This is a genomic window from Janthinobacterium salmonicoloratum, assembly GCF_051380845.1.
GTDB classification, from domain to species: Bacteria; Pseudomonadota; Gammaproteobacteria; order Burkholderiales; family Burkholderiaceae_D; genus Janthinobacterium; species Janthinobacterium lividum_F.
Window position 1 is genome coordinate 354,478 of sequence record NZ_JBNYXV010000004.1, and the last position, 18,171, is coordinate 372,648.

12 protein-coding genes are annotated in these 18,171 nt (G+C 60.9%); 8 read left to right on the plus strand and 4 right to left on the minus strand.

Annotated features, from left to right (window positions below; genetic code table 11):
• The first annotated feature begins 73 nt into the window (after positions 1-73).
• From ACQ4WY_RS21260 to gluQRS, 6 genes are all read left to right on the plus strand, one after another.
• Positions 74-2,215: a type VI secretion system Vgr family protein gene (locus ACQ4WY_RS21260; RefSeq protein WP_436505775.1), complete on the plus strand. Its 2,142-nt coding sequence runs from the start codon at positions 74-76 to the stop codon at positions 2,213-2,215.
• 2 nt (positions 2,216-2,217) lie between these two features.
• The gene (locus ACQ4WY_RS21265; protein ID WP_436505776.1) at positions 2,218-3,516 is read left to right on the plus strand and encodes a DUF2169 family type VI secretion system accessory protein; all 1,299 of its coding nucleotides are present in this window, start codon (positions 2,218-2,220) and stop codon (positions 3,514-3,516) included.
• Positions 3,513-8,471 carry a glycohydrolase toxin TNT-related protein gene (locus ACQ4WY_RS21270; RefSeq protein WP_436505777.1) on the plus strand — a complete coding sequence of 1,653 codons (4,959 nt, stop codon included), beginning with the start codon at positions 3,513-3,515 and terminating at the stop codon, positions 8,469-8,471. Before ACQ4WY_RS21265 ends, ACQ4WY_RS21270 begins: the two co-directional genes overlap by 4 nt.
• The gene (locus ACQ4WY_RS21275) at positions 8,453-8,713 is read left to right on the plus strand and encodes a hypothetical protein (RefSeq protein ID WP_436505778.1); all 261 of its coding nucleotides are present in this window, start codon (positions 8,453-8,455) and stop codon (positions 8,711-8,713) included. The genes ACQ4WY_RS21270 and ACQ4WY_RS21275 overlap by 19 nt, the downstream gene beginning before the upstream one ends.
• Before the next feature lie 189 nt (positions 8,714-8,902).
• On the plus strand, positions 8,903-9,175 hold the full coding sequence (locus tag ACQ4WY_RS21280) for a hypothetical protein (RefSeq protein ID WP_436505779.1): 273 nt from the start codon (positions 8,903-8,905) through the stop codon (positions 9,173-9,175).
• Between the two features lie 126 nt (positions 9,176-9,301).
• Entirely contained in the window at positions 9,302-10,216 is a 915-nt protein-coding gene (gene gluQRS, locus ACQ4WY_RS21285; protein WP_436505780.1) for a tRNA glutamyl-Q(34) synthetase GluQRS, read from the plus strand.
• Between the two features lie 79 nt (positions 10,217-10,295).
• Here gluQRS and ACQ4WY_RS21290 read toward each other — a convergent pair whose 3' ends face one another.
• Positions 10,296-12,542, minus strand: coding sequence for a TonB-dependent receptor (locus tag ACQ4WY_RS21290; protein ID WP_436505781.1), 2,247 nt, complete (start codon positions 12,540-12,542; stop codon positions 10,296-10,298).
• A 530-nt stretch (positions 12,543-13,072) separates the two neighbouring features.
• On the opposite strand from ACQ4WY_RS21290, the gene ACQ4WY_RS21295 reads away from it, so the two are divergent.
• Positions 13,073-15,763: a hybrid sensor histidine kinase/response regulator gene (locus tag ACQ4WY_RS21295; protein WP_436505782.1), complete on the plus strand. Its 2,691-nt coding sequence runs from the start codon at positions 13,073-13,075 to the stop codon at positions 15,761-15,763.
• The gene (gene bla / locus ACQ4WY_RS21300; protein ID WP_436505783.1) at positions 15,760-16,662 is read left to right on the plus strand and encodes a class A beta-lactamase; all 903 of its coding nucleotides are present in this window, start codon (positions 15,760-15,762) and stop codon (positions 16,660-16,662) included. The genes ACQ4WY_RS21295 and bla overlap by 4 nt, the downstream gene beginning before the upstream one ends.
• On the opposite strand, the gene ACQ4WY_RS21305 is transcribed toward bla, so the two are convergent.
• The 3 genes from ACQ4WY_RS21305 to ACQ4WY_RS21315 form a co-directional block, all read right to left on the minus strand.
• Complete coding sequence (locus ACQ4WY_RS21305; protein ID WP_353658638.1) at positions 16,663-17,097, minus strand: DUF695 domain-containing protein; 435 nt, start codon at positions 17,095-17,097, stop codon at positions 16,663-16,665. It abuts the gene before it with no gap.
• 39 nt (positions 17,098-17,136) lie between these two features.
• Positions 17,137-17,799 (minus strand): hypothetical protein, encoded by a 663-nt coding sequence (locus ACQ4WY_RS21310; RefSeq protein ID WP_436505785.1) that lies wholly within the window; start codon positions 17,797-17,799, stop codon positions 17,137-17,139.
• A gap of 97 nt (positions 17,800-17,896) precedes the next feature.
• Positions 17,897-18,163, minus strand: a complete 267-nt coding sequence (locus ACQ4WY_RS21315; protein WP_436505787.1) for a PAAR domain-containing protein — start codon at positions 18,161-18,163, stop codon at positions 17,897-17,899.
• Positions 18,164-18,171: the final 8 nt, after the last annotated feature.

Genomic DNA, 18,171 nt, shown 5'->3' on the forward strand with positions numbered 1-18,171 from the left:
TGCGGCCACGCAAAACGCTTGTGTTCGCGATTGCTACAGTCGGCCAACGATCCCTACCGTGAAGCGATGCGCGATGAGCCAGTTCCCCGATACGACAGCGGCATGGACGGCATTAGTGGGCGACATGCAGGGCCAGCGCCTGCTGCGCCTGCGCTTTCCGCACGGCGATGGCCCTGCCAACATCCAGTTCCTGGCCAACAGCCTGGCCGCCAGCGAAAGCCTGTCGCGCGATTTTTCCCATGTGGTGGAAGTGCTGTCCGACGACGCCGCCATCGCCCTCGACAAAGTGATGGGCAAGATGGTGACCATCGAACTGGTGCGCGAAGACGGCAGCTTGCGCTACTTCAATGGCTATGTATTCGAGTTCCGCTTCCTGCGCACGGACGGCGGCTTCGCCTACTATGAAATGGTGCTGGAGCCTTGGCTGTCCCACCTGCACTTGCGGCAAAACAATGTCGCCTTCCACGGCTTGACGGTGGCGGCGCTGACGGACAAGGTCTTCGATGACTACCTGATGCGCGACTACAAGCTGGCCGCCAGCGGTCCGGATCCCGCCATCACCTACACTTGCCAGCACAACGAAAGCGACCACAACCTGCTGCACCGCCATTGGGAACAGCTGGGCTGGCACTACCGCTACGAACATCGCCTTGACGGTCACACCTTGTGGCTATGCGACGACAGCACCACCGGCAAGCCCATCGATGGTGTATCGAATGCCATGCCTTTCCAGCACCAGGCCGGTTCCCTGGAAGACGATGGCGTGCATCAATGGAGCACTGTGCGACGCATGGCCCCGGCCCAGATGACGGTGGCCAGCTTCAATTTCAAGAACCCGCGCAGCGCCCGCGCAAGCCGCGACTCGCTGAACAAGCAGGGTGCCGTGCCAGCCCTGGAAGTGTATGAAAACACAGGCAGTTACGGTTTCAAGGACATCGACGATGGCGAGCGGCTGGCCCAGCGCCGCATGGAAGAGCGTGATGCGCTGGGCCAGCTTTTCGAGGCGCAAGGCAACGACCGCACGGCGCAGCCGGGACGCTGGTTTACCCTGGGCGGACATTTCGATAGTGCCGACAACGAATACCTGATCCTGTCCGTGCAGCACCACGCCAGCAACAACTACCAGCAAGGGCACGGCGCCGCCTCGCACTACAGCAACACGTTTACCTGCATCGCCCGCGCCATTCCCTGGCGCCCCGGCCGCAACTTCCATAGCCGCGAGCCGAAGATCTATGGCGTGCAGACGGCCACCGTCGTCGGGCCGCCCGGCGAGGAAATCCATACGGACGGTTACGGAAGAGTCAAAGTGCAATTCCACTGGGACCGCCTGGGCAGCTTCGACGACAAAAGTTCACCGTGGATAAGGGTCGTATCGAACTGGGCCGGGCCGAACTTCGGCCTCATCAGCCTGCCCAGGGTGGGCATGGAAGTGGCCGTGCAATTTCTCGACGGTAACGTCGCCATGCCCCTCATCATCGGCTGCGTCTACAACGCGCGCAACATGCCGCCATGGGACTTACCGGCCAGCAAGACGCAAAGCGGCATGCTGAGCCGCTCGTCCAAAAAAGGTTCCGCAGCGCACGCCAACGCCTTGCGTTTCGAGGACCGCAAGGATGCGGAGGAACTGTGGCTGCATGCGGAAAAAGACCAGCGCATTGAAGTCGAGCATGACGAATCGCACTGGGTGGGCAACGACCGGCGCAAAACTGTCGACCGCGATGAAACCGTGCACGTCAAGCGCGATCGCACGGAAACGGTGGACCACGATGAAGACATTACCGTGCACAACAACCGCCGTGAGCGCGTCGACCACGACGAGCACATCGACATCGGCGACAACCGCCGCGAACACGTGGGTGGCAACGAGCAAGTGCAGATCGACGGCCACCGTTCGGAACGGGTGACCCTGGCCAAGGAAGAAAGCATCGGCCTGGCCAAGGTACTGACCGTCGGCGCTGCCTACCAGACCACCGTCATTGGCGCCATGAATACCACCGTGGTGCTGGCGCAGGCGGAGCAGATCGGCCTGACAAAAAGTGTCATCGTCGGGGCAGACAGCACGCTCACGGCCACCGATTCGCACACGATGACGGTGGGCACGTCCAGCATCACCATCACGCCGGGACGCATCGAACTCGTTGCCGATGAAATCATCATCCGCGGCAGGTCCAAGGTGCAGATCCATGGCGACGACATCGACAACAATCCGGGCTGACGATGAACGACGCCGGCACAGCCCATTTCGATGTCCCCAACCTGCTGTTCGACAACCGCACGCCGCACGCGGCCAGCCAGTTCGACATGGTCGACCAGTTTGGCGAGGCCTTCCATGTGATGGTGGCACGCATGGGCTACACGCTTGGTCCCTGCGGCGCGGATGGCTTGGCCAGCCTGCTGCCCATGACGCGGCCATCGCCGCTGGCCACGGAAGACCGGCATCTGGGCGACGACACGCAGGCGGGCACCGTACAGGAGAGCGACTTCGCGCCGTACAAGCCGCGCTGCGACGTGATCGTCAATGGCGTGGCGCACGCGCCGCGCGGGCAGGCCATGTCGCAATTTCTCGTCAACCTGAAGGTGCGGTCAGAAAAGAAAACCCTGATCGACAAGACCCTGCAAGTGAGTGGCGAACGCAGCTTCCGCAAGAAAGCCGTCCTCACGCGCCTGGCGCAAGGCTGCGCCCGCATCGCCACGGCGGGCTTGCTGCGGCCCAATCCCTGGCAGCTATCCGCACCGGAAGCGTTCCTGCAATTGCCGCTGCACTATGCCTATGCGTTTGGCGGCCAATGCCGCATCGAGGCCGATGACTGCAATGCGGCGGCGCACGATTCCTGCCAGGCCAACCCGCTGGGACGGGGCTTCGCGCGCCACTGGTACCTGGATGTGAAACAGTTCAATGAAGTGCCCGCGCCCCGTATCACGCATCCGGCGCTACCGTGCACGGCCGCCCAGTTCTGGCAAGGCGCCGACGGCAAGGAGCTGCCGCCGCCGGTGGGACTGGCCGTTATCGGCCGTGGCTGGCTGCCGCGCCGCGCACTGGCCGGCAGCATCGTCGTCAAGGATAAATGGGATGCCGATGAAATCCCCTCCCTGCCGGAAGACTTCGACTTTGCCTACTGGAACAGCACACCGCCCGACCAGCAATGCCCCTACCTTGCGGGCCTGGAGCAATTTACGCTGACCAATCTGTGCCGCCACGACCATCCCTCGGCCCGCATAGACCCGCGCGGCAACACGGTGCTGCGCTTCGCCTTGCCGAGACAAGTACTGGGCATGTTGCTGGCGGACAAGAACGACCAGTTGCTCGTCTGGCGCCTGGCCATCGATACGGTGCTGATCGATCCTGAAGCGGCCACTGTGGAACTGGTCTGGCGCGCCATCGTGCCAGCCGATGCGGGCCAGGTCGCATCGCGCCTGCTGCACCTGATGGAGCCAGCGCAAATCGCCCGCATCGAACTGCTGGAACAGGCGCAGGAAGCGCTAAGCGAAGCCGCCGCGCAGGACAAGAAACCATGACGAATGAAACCGTCACCAAGGCTTCGCGCTTCTATTGCGTCAGCCTCAGTCCAGACATTTGCAAGACGCCCGTCGGCTCCAGCACACCACCGCTACCCTACAGCATCATCGGTGAATTTGCGGAAGCACAGAACGCCTCGCCCAACGTCAAGTCGCACAGTGAGCCCGTCATCCTGCACCAGCGCAGCGTCATTCCCACCGTCAAGGGCGACGCGGCCGGCAAGGCGGGCGGCGTCAAGAGCGGCACCGTCGGCAAGCAGGTCGACACCAAGGTGGCCAGCAGCATCCACCGCGCCAATGGCGCCAAGCTGGTGCAGATGGGGCGCGAAGTATGGATGAATTCGCGCAATACCGTGGGCAAGATTTATGAGCGGGGCGCGGAGGCAGCGAAGCCCGTGCTCAAGGAACTGACGGCGGCGATACGGGAAGCGGCTCAAGACTACAAGGATCACGGCTCCAAGAATATGCATGGCGCCGCCGAAGACCTGGTGCACGTTGGCGGCACCGTCCTGAGCGGCAGCGCCGTGCTGGGTGTGGCCGGCGCGGCGGTTGCGGCAACCGGCGTTGGCCTGCCGGCAGCTGCCGCAATGGAAACAGGGGCGGCAACCGGTGCGGTCGTCGGTGGGGTAACGATCGCTGGAGGCACCGTGATGGAGGCATCGGCCACGGTGCTGGACCAGATGGCAGACTATGCTTTGACCGGCAAGACGCCGGACGTGCTCAACACCGCAGCAACGATCGGCATCAATGCTGCAGATGCACTGCTGCAAAACACCGTGCTGAGTAAAGTTCCAGGTGGCAAGCTGCTGAGTAAATTCCTTGGCAAAAGACTGGCACCGTCGATCAAAAAAATCAAGGACAAGCTGACAGGCAAAAAACCTGTCAAGGAGCCGCTAAAACTCGACAAGCCGCCCCCAAAAAATGGCGGCGACGACGGCAAGAGCCGCGGCAGGAAAGAGCCGAAATCGGAGCCGCCGTCCGACTGCTGCCCGAAGGATAGCGGCCCTGCAAAAAAACCCGTCAAGGGCCGCAAGCCCGTGCATTTCGGCACGGGGCAGGAAATCCTGTACCAGACGGATTTCGCGCTGGAAGGCGCCATACCCATAATCTGGACACGTTGCTACCGCTCCGGCGCCGAATGCGAAGACTGGGGCTTGGTGGGCGCGCGCTGGTCCACGCCCTACACCGCCAGCCTGTCGCTGTGCGATGCCGGCATCGTGTTTCACGATGACAGTGGCCGCGCCCTGCGCCTGCCTGGCCTGGAACCGGGCCAGCAACACGACAGCCGCAAGGAAGGTTTTACGCTCACGCGCGACAGCGCCGACACCTTCACTTTGCTGTGGCGCGACGGCAGCATCGACCGCTACGCGCGCGCTGAAGGCGGCTGGCTGCCGCACGGCTACGACGGCGTCAACGCCATGCTGGTCCCGTCCGCTCCCATTGCCACGCAGCGCTTTGCACTCGTGCGTAGCGAAGGGCGCGATGGACGCGGCATCCACATCGACCGATGCATGGATGCAAAACCGGGCGAAGTGCTGCTGCGCTTGCGCAGCGACGATGGCAGCGTGCTCGAGGCCATGCGTGGGAATGAGGACAAGGCCATCCACATCGGCAGCATCGACGAGGTATTGTCCGACGGTACCCGCCTCTGCCACGTCCGCTACGCGTATGCCGTTGAGACGAACGATACCCAGCCGCCCTTCCTCCCGCCACGCCACAACCTGGTCAGCCAGTCGAATGTGCTGGGCGACACGCGCCGCTACACCTATCATCACCACCTGCTCACCTCATGCAGCAGCTACACGGGTTTTACCTACGAACTCGAATGGATCAGCCTGGACGTGCTGCGCGCCCGATGGAGCGGATCACCGTTGAGCGAACCGGAGCTGGCGCTGCGCTATCCCGTCACCTTGGCCAACAGCTACCAGGCGCGCGCCATCGCCACGCGCGCCCGGGATGGCAGCGAGCACACGCGCATCGATTACGTGGACAACGACACCAGCCGCGTCACGGCTAACGGCGGCGTCCTCGAATACACATTCGACGCCAACTGGTTGGTCACCGAGGTGCGCCGCGTCATCGATGGCAAGGCTGCCTCGCTGGGCCGGCGCGAATGGGACCACGATGGCATGCTGCTGGCCGATATCGATGCCAACGGCGCCGCCACGCGCTATGCCTACGATGCAGCCGGCAACCTGACCCGCAGCACCGACGCCAAGGGACACAGCAGCAACATCGAATACGATGGCCAGAACCAGCCCCTCACCTTCACCGATGCGCAGGGCAACACCACGCGCCGCGAATACGATGCGGCAGGCCGCCCCGTCAGCATCACGGATGCACTGGGCCATGTCACGCGCTACCGCTACGACCAGCGTGGCCGACTGGTGGAACTGGTCGACGCAAGGGGCGGCAGCAAGCATTTTCAGTACAACCGCCAGGGCTGGCTGACCGCCTATACGGATTGCTCCGGCCATACCAGCGAATATACCTACGATGCGCTGGGACGGCTTGAAGCGACGCAAGATGCGCTGGGCCATGCCACCCGCTATGCATATGACGCTCTGGGCCGGCTGCTCCACCTCACGGCGCCCGATCAAACCCGGGAGCAGTATTCCTACGATGCGGACGGCAATCTGGTCTTGCACGAGGATGGCGCCGGCCAGCAGACGCACTACCGCTACAACGGCCAGGGCTTGCCCGTGGAGCGCACGGACGCCATGGGCCAGACCATGCAGTATCGCTACGATGCTGCGCTGCAACTGACGGAATTGATCAACGCCAAGGGTGAAAGCTACCAGCTCGCATATCACGCGGAAGGCTGGCTGACGTCGGAAACGGGCTTCGACGGCAAGCGCACGCAATACAGCTATGACCAGGCCGGCAACCTGACCGCCACCGAGTGCGGCAGCCAGCGCACGCAGTTGCTGCGCGACGCGCTCGGCTTGTTGCAAGTCAAGACCACGGCTGATGGCGTGGTGCGCTACGCCTACGATGCGCTGGGCCGGCTGACGGCCGTGTCCGCGCCACAAGCCGAACAGCGTTTCTTCCACGATGCGCTGGGCCAGCTGATCGAAGAACGCAGCACCTGCTTCCTGCAAGCGCTGCCCGAAACGGCAAGGTTGCCAAACGCCCCGCGCGCGCCGGATGCCAGCTTTGTCATGACGCATGCGTATGACGAACTGGGCAACCGCATCCAGACGGTCTTGCCGAACGGCCGCCGCATCGATACCTTGCGCTACGGTTCCCGCCATTGGCATGGCGTGCTGTGGCAAGGCAAGGCCGTGGTCGATGTGGAGCGCGACAAGCTGCACCGCGAAAAACAGCGCCAGCTGGGCAGCAGCGGCCTGCTCGCCACGCGCCAGTACGACCCGCAATCGCGCCTCACCCAACTGACCCTGGCACGCGGCCCCGATGCGTCCGCCCCCGTGCGCGAACGCCGCTTCGAATACGATACGCAGGGCAACCTGCGCAGCATCTTGCAGACGGGTGCCACCGCTGCCGGCCCGCTCGGCAAACTCAGTTACGCCTATGACCCCGTCGGCCAGCTGCTGTCCGCGGTGCAGCCCGGCCTGGCCGAACACTTTGCCTTCGACCCGGCAGGCAATCTTGTCGACACGGCTCCCGCCTCAGGCAACGTACTGAAACGCTACGGTGATACCGAATACGATTACGACGAGCAAGGCAATGCCACCGGCAAGCGCTTCCATCCGCCGGGCAGGGAATCAACCTGGAGCGATCTAGCGCTGCACTACGACGCCGAAAACCGCCTCAGCCACGCCACCAGGACGGAACGCCAGTCACGCCACCGCACCCACTATTTCTACGACGCCTTCAGCCGCCGCATCGCCAAGCGGGTAGAGGAAGCACGCTGGAGCAAGCAGCAAGACATCACCACGGACCAGCCCGCCAACTGCGGTAGCAGCACCACCTTCTTCGTCTGGGATGGCGACACGCTGGCACAGGAACTTGGACACGAAGAGACGGTCACATATCTGTACGAGCCAGACAGCTTCGTACCGCTGGCCAGGATCAGTTCGCCAGCCTGCCGCCAGGCCAGCACGGTCCACCTGCCGCGCGTCGCGCAATGGGACTTACCCGCCACCCGGCACGATGCCGAACTGCAGGCAGCCATTACGCAAGAACAAGCGGACACCGAAGCGCATCATGTATCGGCATGGCAGCGTACCCTAGCGGCAGCCGATGACGCGGCAGCACACGACCGCATCACCCACTACCACTGTGATCACCTGGGCACGCCCCGCGAGTTGACGGATGCGCAAGGGAACCTTGTCTGGAGCGGGCGCTACAAAGCCTGGGGGCGTTTGCTGCATGTAGAGGGAGAAATTGAACAGCCGTTGCGGTTTCAAGGACAGTATGAGGATGGGGAAACGGGGCTGTTTTACAATCGCTATAGGTATTATGACCCAGAGCCAGGACGTTACCTGACGCAAGATCCAATAGGTCTATTAGGCGGCATCAACAGTTACCTCTATTCACCAAGTCCTACCATGACGGCCGATCCATTAGGTCTAGTATGTGGTAAAGCAAATCCCTCAAAAGTTGACAAAGATCGTAATGGTAGATTTAGAGATCAGTATGGTAGGTTTGCCGCTGATCCAGGCTGGCCGGCAAACCGTGGCTTCAATGATATACCTACTAAATTTTCAATATTGCCAATGACAAACATAGATCGATTCGGATATCCAGGTGGAACTTTTGTATCCCCTCAAGGAGTAAAATTTTCACATAGAGCACTACCCCAATCATACCAGAATGGAAAACCTTATCATGTATATCAAGTCTTAAAACCAATCCAAGTGGACGCTGGATTAGCAGCTCCATGGTTCAACCAGGTTGGCATGGGAATGCAATATGAGCTACCTCTCCCTGTCGACGATTTAATTAAAAATGGATCATTGATAGAAGTTTTACCATGCGGACCAATACCTTGAAAGACGCTATGAAAATTCCAGAAATGCTAAATCTCATAAAAAGCAACAACATCCCGGACGATGCATATTCAATAAATAGAAAATTACAGGACGAAAGCTTGTGCATGAAAAAAAATGACAATTTTTTGGAAATTTTCTATTATGAACGTGGCATAAAGACTTCAATTCATATATTTAAAAATGAAGACGAAGCCTGTGAATATTTCATGAAAAAATTAAATGAATGGTTCGAAAAAAAATAATCAAAAATCATATCCATAAAAAATAGACTATGATAGTTGATGTACGAAGTATAACCCGCTAGCATTCAAGATATTTTCATTTAAAGCACATCAAGTAATGTCATCAAAGAGCATGATTCAAACACTGAAATCACCTATACAATTAACTAGTAAGGCATCCAATAGACTGTTTTCGAATCCAGTAGAGACATGGAACAACATACAGCCAATACTGATAATTCAGAAGAAAAAATTTCTGAAATATTGCTCGTAGCATTTCATGAATTCAAAAAAGAGCAAAAAAATATTTCCGATTTCGAAATATACATCCAAAACAACATTGAAGATGTTGAAATAACCTTCGCGCCAAATTTTTCGCCCGGCGAAAAAATACTAGGTGGCAAAACATCATTAGGAAGATCCATCACCTATACCATTTCAAAAAAAACAAAAAAAATTATCAAATCCAATTATCATAGGTAACACTGACAAAATATCCAACTATTTGACTTGGTTTTCAACGTGAACCATACTTCGCCTCGACTACTTAGGACTAGCCATTCAGCAACACAGCATCAGTACATCAGATTCCAATAAGATATCCACCGCATGCCCACTGCCCCCTACATCGGCCGCTTCGCCCCATCCCCCTCCGGTCCCCTGCACATGGGCTCGCTCGTTGCCGCCATGGCCAGTTACCTCGACGCCAAGGTGCATCAGGGCACGTGGCTGCTGCGCATCGAGGACCTGGACTATGACCGCAATGTCGAGGGTGCCGATCTGGGCATCCTGGCCAGCCTGCAGCGCTGCGGCATGCAGTGGGATGGCGAGGCGACGTGGCAGAGCCGCAGGCTGCCGCTGTACGAGGCGGCGCTCAAGCAATTGCAGGAAGATGGGCTCGTGTATGCATGCGGCTGTTCGCGCAAGGAAATTCACGATTCGGTGATACAGGCGGGTGCGCCCAAGGGCGGGGCCGCCGTGTATCCGGGCACTTGCCGCCATGGCTTGGCGCCGGGCAAGGTGGCGCGGGCCTTGCGGCTGCGGGTGCCGCAGGGGGACGATGCGGTGTACGCTTTTGCCGACCGCTGGGCGGGTCCGCAGCGGCAAGATCTGGCCAGCGAGGTGGGTGACTTCATCGTGCTGCGCGGCGATGGTTACTGGGCGTACCAGCTGGCCGTGGTGGTCGACGATGGCGCGCAGGGCATCACGCAGGTGGTGCGCGGCGCGGACTTGCTCGATTCCACGCCACGCCAGCTGTATCTGCAGGATGTGCTGGGGCTGTCCCATCCGGGCTTCCTGCACGTGCCAGTCGTCACGAACGACAGCGGCGAAAAGCTGTCCAAGCAAACGGGCGCCCTCGCCTTCGACATGGGAACACAGGCCGCCGAATTGCTGGCGTCGGCATTGCTGCCGGCCGCCCGCTTCCTCGGCCTCGACGTGCGCGCCGACAAGGTGGAAGACTTCTGGCGGCAAGCCATTCCCGCCTGGGCGCAGCGGCTGGCGCAACTTCCCGTGCGCACATAAAAAAACCCGCCGCGGCGCGAACCGGGCGGGTAGCAATGCAGGCGCCAGCCGCAAGGGGCCAGCGCCTGGTATCGGGCAATTAGAAGTTGCCCTTGAACTGCACACCAAACTGACGTGGCTCATTGATGAAGCCCGTGCGGTTGTTGAAGTCGATGGCGCCCGTGATGCGCTGGGTGTCGGTGATGTTGCGGCCAAAAACGGCCATTTCATACTTGCCAGCATCCCAGGTGTAGCCCACGCGCAAGCCGCCTTCGACCATCGGCTTGCCGGTGAACTCGGTTGCTTCATACAAGAAGAAGTTGATCTTGCTGCGGTAAGCCCAGTCCGTGAAGACGAAGAATTCACCGTTTTCCATCGGAATCGAATAACGGCCTGTGGCAGTGATCGTCCACTTCGGCGCTTGCGGCAATGGATTGCCATCGATGATGGCACGGTTGCCAGTGGTCAGAGGATCGGTCACGGTGCAACGCGTTTGGGCGCAGGTGGCGATCGACAGGCTCGGATCCTTGATTTCCGTGAAGTTGTAGCTGCCGCCCAGAGACATCTTCAGGCTAGGCGTGACAAAACCTTCCAGTTCCAATTCCGCGCCACGGCCATTCGTCTTGGCTGCATTGATCAAGCGCGTGATGTTCGACGTACCGCCAACGACCGTCAACTGCTGGTTTTTCACCTGGTAGTCATACACACTGAACGCTACGCGGGCGCGGCGGTTGAACAGGTCAGCCTTGATGCCCGCTTCGAACGAAGTGATGGTTTCCGCATCAGCCACGGTGACAGGCACGCTGGTGCTGGCTGGCGCGATACTTGGCGCGCGGAAACCGGTGGCGATACGGCCGTAGAAGTTCACGTCCTTGTTGTACTTGTAGGTACCGCTCAGGTCCCAGTTGACCTTGGCTTTGCTGACATCGGCGCTGGTCGGGTTGACCTGCACGATGTTGGTCGCTTCCACCGTGTTGAAATCCTTCTTGTCCTTGGTGTAGCGCAAACCGGCGCGCAGCATGAAGTCATCGTTGACGGCGTAGTTGACGGAACCAAACGTTGCCCAGGCCGAGTTCTTCTGGCGGCTGGCCAGGTGCGTGCTCAGCACATGTGTGTTGGTATCGAAGTTGTCGGTGAAACCGTTGGCGTTTTCATTGAAGTAATACACGCCGGCTTGCCAGTTGAGCGGGCCGGCATTCTTCGATTCGGCGCGGAACTCTTGCGAATATTGTTTCACGCTGGTGATGCCGCCAGCCGTTTCAACCTGGAAAGGAATGAAGTTGGGGCTGGTCGGGCCAAGTCCGTTCGGTGCGCCGCCGTCGATATCGCCATGCGACACGTAATTGCCGACCTGTTCAAAGCCGGTGATCGAGTACAGCTTGACGCCGTCCAGGTCCCAGCTCAAGCGGGCACTAGCGCCGTTGGTGCGCAAGCGCTGGAAGTTCGGTGCGTTTGTGAACGACTTGTTCGGATCGAAGCCGTCGACGATATCGTTTGTGCCCTGCTTGATCATGTTGGCGTAGAACACGCGCGCGCTGCCCGTGGTGTTGCGCTGGTGCACATTGAACAGGGCGTTGAACATGGTATTCGGTGCGTACAGCAATTGCACGCGTTCGGCGTGTTCGTTGTAGCCGTCCAGCGCGTTTTTCTGGCCCGTAAACGTGTTGTCGACGTAATCGTCGCGGTGCTGGCGCAGGGTCGAAAAGCGCAGCGCCCATTCTTTGCTCAGCGGCACGTTGACGGCGCCGTCGAAGTTGGTGGTGTTGTGCGTGGCGGCGGAAACGTTGTAATAGCCTTCAACCTTGTCCAGGTTCGGCTTGACGGATTCGAACTTGACCACGCCGGCAGGCGTATTGCGGCCGAACAAGGTGCCTTGCGGGCCGCGCAGTACTTCCACGCCAGCCACGTCGAAAATCGGATAGCCCTTGAGGATAGGATTTTCTTGCACGACATCGTCGTAAATCAGGGAAACAGGTTGCGATGCAAAGATGTTGAAGTCGGTATTGCCGTAGCCGCGGATGTAGAAGCGGGGGAAAGTGCGGCCATTCGACGATTCCACGTTCAGGCTCGGCACTTTGCCGGCCAGCACGCGGATATCCTGACCGCTGGAAACCAGCACGTCGAGCTTTTCATCACGCAGCAGCGACACGGAGACGGGCACGTCGCGGATATTTTCCTTGCGGCGCTGCGCCGTCACGGTCACGGTTTCCAGCTGGCTGGCGGCAGGGGTCGTATCAGCAGCGACTTCATCAGCGTAAGCCGAGCCGATAGGCAAGGCAGCGGACAGTGCCAGCATAGCAGCGCTTTTGGCGCACAAACGCTTGTGCATCTTGGACATCTTGATCATGTTGTTTCCCAGAAGTTTAAAAAAGAATTGCGAAATCTGTCGTCCAACCTGTCTCCGGCTTATGTACGGCGCTGGATGATCGTTTGCACCATCACGGTGCAGCAGCGCGAGCGGATGTCTCTCCACTCCTGGCGTCACTGGCTCTGCCCTGGCTGTCGTCCGAGCTGACAGCGGTTCTGACCGCATCTCTGGGATGTCTGATGAACACCAACTTTTGAGTAAGGCGCCAATTTAATTCAAGCGCCTTATGCGCTGCAAGAATATTGTTATGTAAAATATTCATTCATCAACATAATGGGCCGACTAGTGGTTATTCAGCCACAATAGCGCCATTGCCTTGCTATTTCCTTGCTATTTCCCCCGATCACTTGCTGCATGGCGCGACTTTTTTGCCAGGCCCCTCAAAGCGGAATTGACGTCCTGCAAGACAGCCCCGAGGGTAAAAAAGTTGTAATATCCCAAGACTTGAGCTGCCATACCGCCCCATTCCAGTGCGGCGGCAGCTCCCTGCACCATAGTCGATAGCCTCCATGCCAGAACCCAGCCAGCCCAGCAACGCCGTCCCATCCTCCACCGTCGCAGCCCAGGCGGCGCATCTGCTGCTGAGCGCCCATTGCGACATTGTCTGGAGCACGAAAACCTTCGGCCAGTTCGATGCCGACCAGCCGTCCTGGCGCGCCTTCACGGGCCAGACCGAGGCCGAACTGCTGGGCCGCGGCTGGGTCAATGCCCTGCATCCGGACGACCGCAACTTGCCTTACGTCATGCCCTCGCATCTGACGACCGTGTTCGAAGCGGAATACCGGCTGCGCCACGTCAGCGGCACCTACCGCAATATGCTCGTGCGCATGCTGCCTGTGCTGGCGCCAGATGGCAGCATTCTTGAATGGCTGGGCTCGCATTGCGACGTGACGCAGCAACGGCAGACGGAACAGCGGCTGCGGCTGGCCATGCAGGGCGGACGCATGGGCACGTGGGAGATCGACCTGGGCAGCGGCAGCATGGCCGGCTCCGATGCCTTCAAGGCCAATCTGGGCTTGCCGCCTGACAGCCACATCGACTACGCACAGCTGACGGGCGCCATGCTCGACGGTGACCTGCAGCACTGGCAGGCGGTGGTGCATGCAGCCATCGCCAGCGCCAGCGATTTCGAAATCGATATCCGCGTGCGATGGCCCGATGGCGCACTGCACTGGGCGCACATGCGCGGCACCTGCGCCAGCGACGGCGCCGGTAACGTGATCGCCCTGTCCGGCATCTCGCTGGACCTGACGGCCAGCAAGCAGAACGAGGAAACCCTGCGCCTGACCCTGGCGGCCGGCGAAGTGGCCACCTGGAACTGGGACATCGTTGCCGACAGGGTCACGGCCGACAGCAATATGGCGCGTTTGTTCCCCATCAACGCCGATGCGGCCACGGCGGCGCCTCTGGCGCGCTACCTGGACCTCATCCATCCCGACGACCGCGAGCAAGTCAGCGCGCAGATTGCCCAGGCGTTGCAGACGCACACGCAGTTCGAAGCCAGCTACCGCGTCGGCGCCGGCGATGGCCAGTACCGCTCGGTCATCGCGCGCGGCCGCGCGGAATACGCGCCCGATGGCACGCCCTTGCAACTTCCCGGCGTCCTGCTCGATATCACGCGCCAGAAACAGGTGGAAGATGCGCTGCGCCGCAGCGAGGAACGCTACCGCACGCTGATCGAGCTGATGGACCAGGCCTTTTGCGTCATCGAAATGCTGTACGACGAGCAAGGCCGCCCCATCGATTTCCGCTACCTGGAAGGCAACCCCGCCTTCGTCAAGCAGTCGGGGCTGGACGATGCCATCGGCAAGACCATCCGCAGCTTCGTGCCCGACCACGATCAGCACTGGTTCGACCTGTACGACCAGGTCGTCAAGACTGGCGAGCCCGTGCGCTACGAAAACGAAGCGGTGGCCATGGAGCGCTGGTTCGAAGTCTTCGCCGCGCGCCTGGGCGGCCCCGACAGCCGCCTGCTGACGGTGCTGTTCAGCGACATCAGCGAGCGCAAGCGCTCGGAGCAGCAATTGCGCCAACTGGCCGACAACCTGTCCGAAATGGACCGGCGCAAGACGGAATTCCTGGCCACCCTGGCGCACGAACTGCGCAACCCGCTGGCGCCCATCCGCAACGGCTTGCAAATCATGCGCCTGGCCGCCGACAAGCCCGCCACCGTGGCGCGCGTGCGCGACGTGATGGAGCGGCAAGTCAATCAGATGGTGCATCTGGTCAATGATTTGCTGGACGTGGCCCGCATCACGCGGGGCCAGATCGAACTCAAGCTGGAACGCGCGGACCTGAAAACCATTATCGCGGGCGCTGTGGAAACGAGCATGCCGCTGATCGAAGCGGGCCGCCACCAGTTACAGGTGCAACTCGCTGAAGAGGCGCTGCCGCTTGAAGCCGACCCCACACGCCTGGCGCAAGTGCTGGGCAACCTGCTCAACAATGCCGCCAAGTACACGCCCGCCGGCGGCCATATCAGCTTGCACGCGCGGCGCGAGGGCAACCAGGCGCTGATCGAGGTGCAGGACAGCGGCGTCGGCATTCCTGCCGAATCGATCACGACCGTGTTTGACATGTTTACGCAAGTGGGGCAAAACATGGGCAGGGCTCAGGGCGGACTGGGCATCGGCCTGTCGCTGGTGCGGCGCCTGGCCGAGCTGCATGGCGGCAGCGCCACGGCGGCCAGTCCCGGCGCCGGCCTGGGCAGCACCTTCAGCGTGCGCCTGCCACTGCTGGCGGTGGCGCCAGCCGCACCTACTGTAGTGGCCGTTCCCGCCGCACCGGCCTTGCCGGCCGGCACCGCCAGCGGCCCATACTTCCGCGTGCTGGTGGTCGATGACAATGTCGATGCGGCCGATACCCTCGCCGCCGTGCTCGGCATGATGGGCCATGCCACGCAAGTGGCCCACGACGGCGCGCAAGCCCTGGCGATGGCGCCGCAATTCTTGCCAGACGTCATCTTCCTCGATATCGGCTTGCCCGGCATGAACGGCTACGAGGTGGCACGCGCGCTGCGCCAGACACCGGCTGGCGACGCCGCCGTGCTCGTCGCATTGACGGGCTGGGGCGCAGAAAACGACCGCAGCCAATCGAGCGCTGCCGGCTTCGACCACCATTTGACCAAACCGGCCAGCCTGCTCGCCATCGGCGAATTGCTGGCTACCCTTTCCACTCCGAAAACACCTACAGATCCATGACTGAATCCTTGAGCCACCTGAACCACGTCCGCCGCAAACTCTTGTTAGCCGGCGGCACCGCCCTGCTGTGCCCGACACCACTGCTGTTTGCCGCACCGGCCACCAGCATCGCCGCCGCCCAGACGCAACTGGCCGCGCTGGAACAAGCCGCAGGCGGACGCCTCGGCGTGGCCGCCTGGCGCCAGGGCAGCGAGCCGCGCGTCGCCTATCGCGCCGACGAACGCTTTCCCCTGGCCAGTACCTTCAAGGCGATGCTGGCGGCCGCCGTGCTGGCCCGCAGCGTCAGCCAGCCGGGCTTGCTGGATCAGCACGTACGTTACGAGAAAAAAGAACTGGTCACCTACTCGCCAATAACGGAAAAGCATCTGGCCGACGGCATGAGCGTTGCTGACCTGTGCGCCGCCACCTTGCAGTACAGCGACAATAGCGCGGCCAATTTCCTGATGACACTCTTAGGCGGGCCGCAAGCCGTGACGGCATTTGCGCGCAGCATCGGCAATACGGTGTTCCAGCTGGAACGCTGGGAAACGGAATTGAATAGCGCCATCCCCGGCGAAGTGCGCGACACGGCCAGCCCTGCGTCGATGGCGCACAGTTTGCAGCAATTGTTATTGGAAAATAGCTTGCCGGCACCGCAGCGCCAGCAGCTCGACGCCTGGATGCGCGGTAACACGACTGGCGACAAGCGCATCCGCGCCGGCGTACCGGCCGGCTGGAGCGTCGCTGATAAAACGGGCTCGGGCGCGTACGGCAGCGTCAACGATATCGGCGTGGCCTACCCGGAAAGCGGCGCGCCGCTGCTGATCGCCGTGTATTACACGCGCGAACAGAAAAAAGCGGACACCAACCAGGACATCATCACGGCCGCCACACGCATCGTGGTGGCCGCATTGGTGTAATTACTTCGGCAGCGCGGCCATAAAGCCTGCATACGTGGACCAGGCGGGGTCGGCCGCACTGCGGATTTCAATCGGGAATTTCGGGCGCGACGCCAGCGCCGTGTTCAGGCGATTGAAAAACTCTTCGCCCGACTGCGTGTAATAAATCCATTCGCGCAAGTTTTCACCCGTCGATACCAGCGCCAGGGTGGCAAAGCCATCCGCTTCCACCACAGGTTCCAGCGCCGCTTCCAGTTCCTCCATGTGCTCGCGCTCGTTCGGCGCGGGCATGCCCGTCTCGTCCTCGTAGCGCCAGGCGATGATGATGCGGTCCGGCTGCGACGACAGGTCCCAGTCGTCATGGAAGGCGTCGACGTAGCGGTAGATGATGGCCATTTCGTCGCTATGCGTGACGATGGTGCCCCAGCTGCGGGCGGAAGTGGAATTCTGGTTCATGGTTGCAACAGTCAAAAAAATAAATCGAGGGTGCGCAGCTTACAGCACCGGTGGGCAAGTCACATTCCACGCGTCATATTGGGCACCGCTCTTGCGCAGCCAGACGCGGGCGTAGCTGTCGCGGTCGCTCTTGAACACCAGCGCATAGCGCTCTTCGGCACGTGGTGCGGCGGCGCCCACGTCGACGGCCGCCAGGGAAAACTTCAGCGCGCGCAATGGAGCGCATGCAGTATTGCCTGCCATCAATAATCGCGCCCGCTCCAGCAGCGGCTTTTGGTACAGCAACACGCCTTCCAGTTCCGCATCGGGGACGCGCTGCAGCATGCGCACGGGTTCGGCCACGGCGCGGCAGGTGCCGCGGTCGAGCCAGGCGTAATACTCCATGCCCGCCTCCTGCCAGCGCGCCTGCTTGCCCTCGCCGTGCAGCACGAACTTGGTGCGCTGTGTCCGACACAGCGCGCCATGGCCACGGTAGGGCGATGTTTCCACGCTGCCCACCACTTCGCTGCCACGGCCCCCCACCACGGGCACGCTCTCGAACACAGTGCGCGCAGCGGGCTCGTCCGGATATTGCTGTGCATAAAATTCCAGCAAGGACGCGCGCTGCTGCGCATCCACCGCCACAGCCTCGGCGGCACTGGCAGAGAGGCACACGGCCGACACTACACACAGCACCAAGGGGCGCACAATATATCTTGGCATGGATCCTGGCATGGCATTCCTTCAATCGGAGTTCAGGGGCGGGTATCGCCCAAGCGCAGATTATATAGTTACCAGGAAATACCAGGAGGAGCGGACGTCAGGACGTGCGGAGGTTGGCGCCGCCAGCGAGCAACTTGGCGCCGCAGGTGGTGGTGTCGCCTTCGAAGGCAATGGCAATGCCGTTGATGCTGTGCCGGGACGAGCCACTGGCAATCTTGCAGCCCTGATGTCCCTTGATGGGGCAGCTACACAAGTCCCCGACGCAGGCGACAGGAATCCCATTGACCGTAAAATGCGTGGCGGCACAACTGAGCACCTTGCCGCCGTGCGACGTGGCGTCGCCCAAACGGATGACTTTGCGCATGCTGCCTC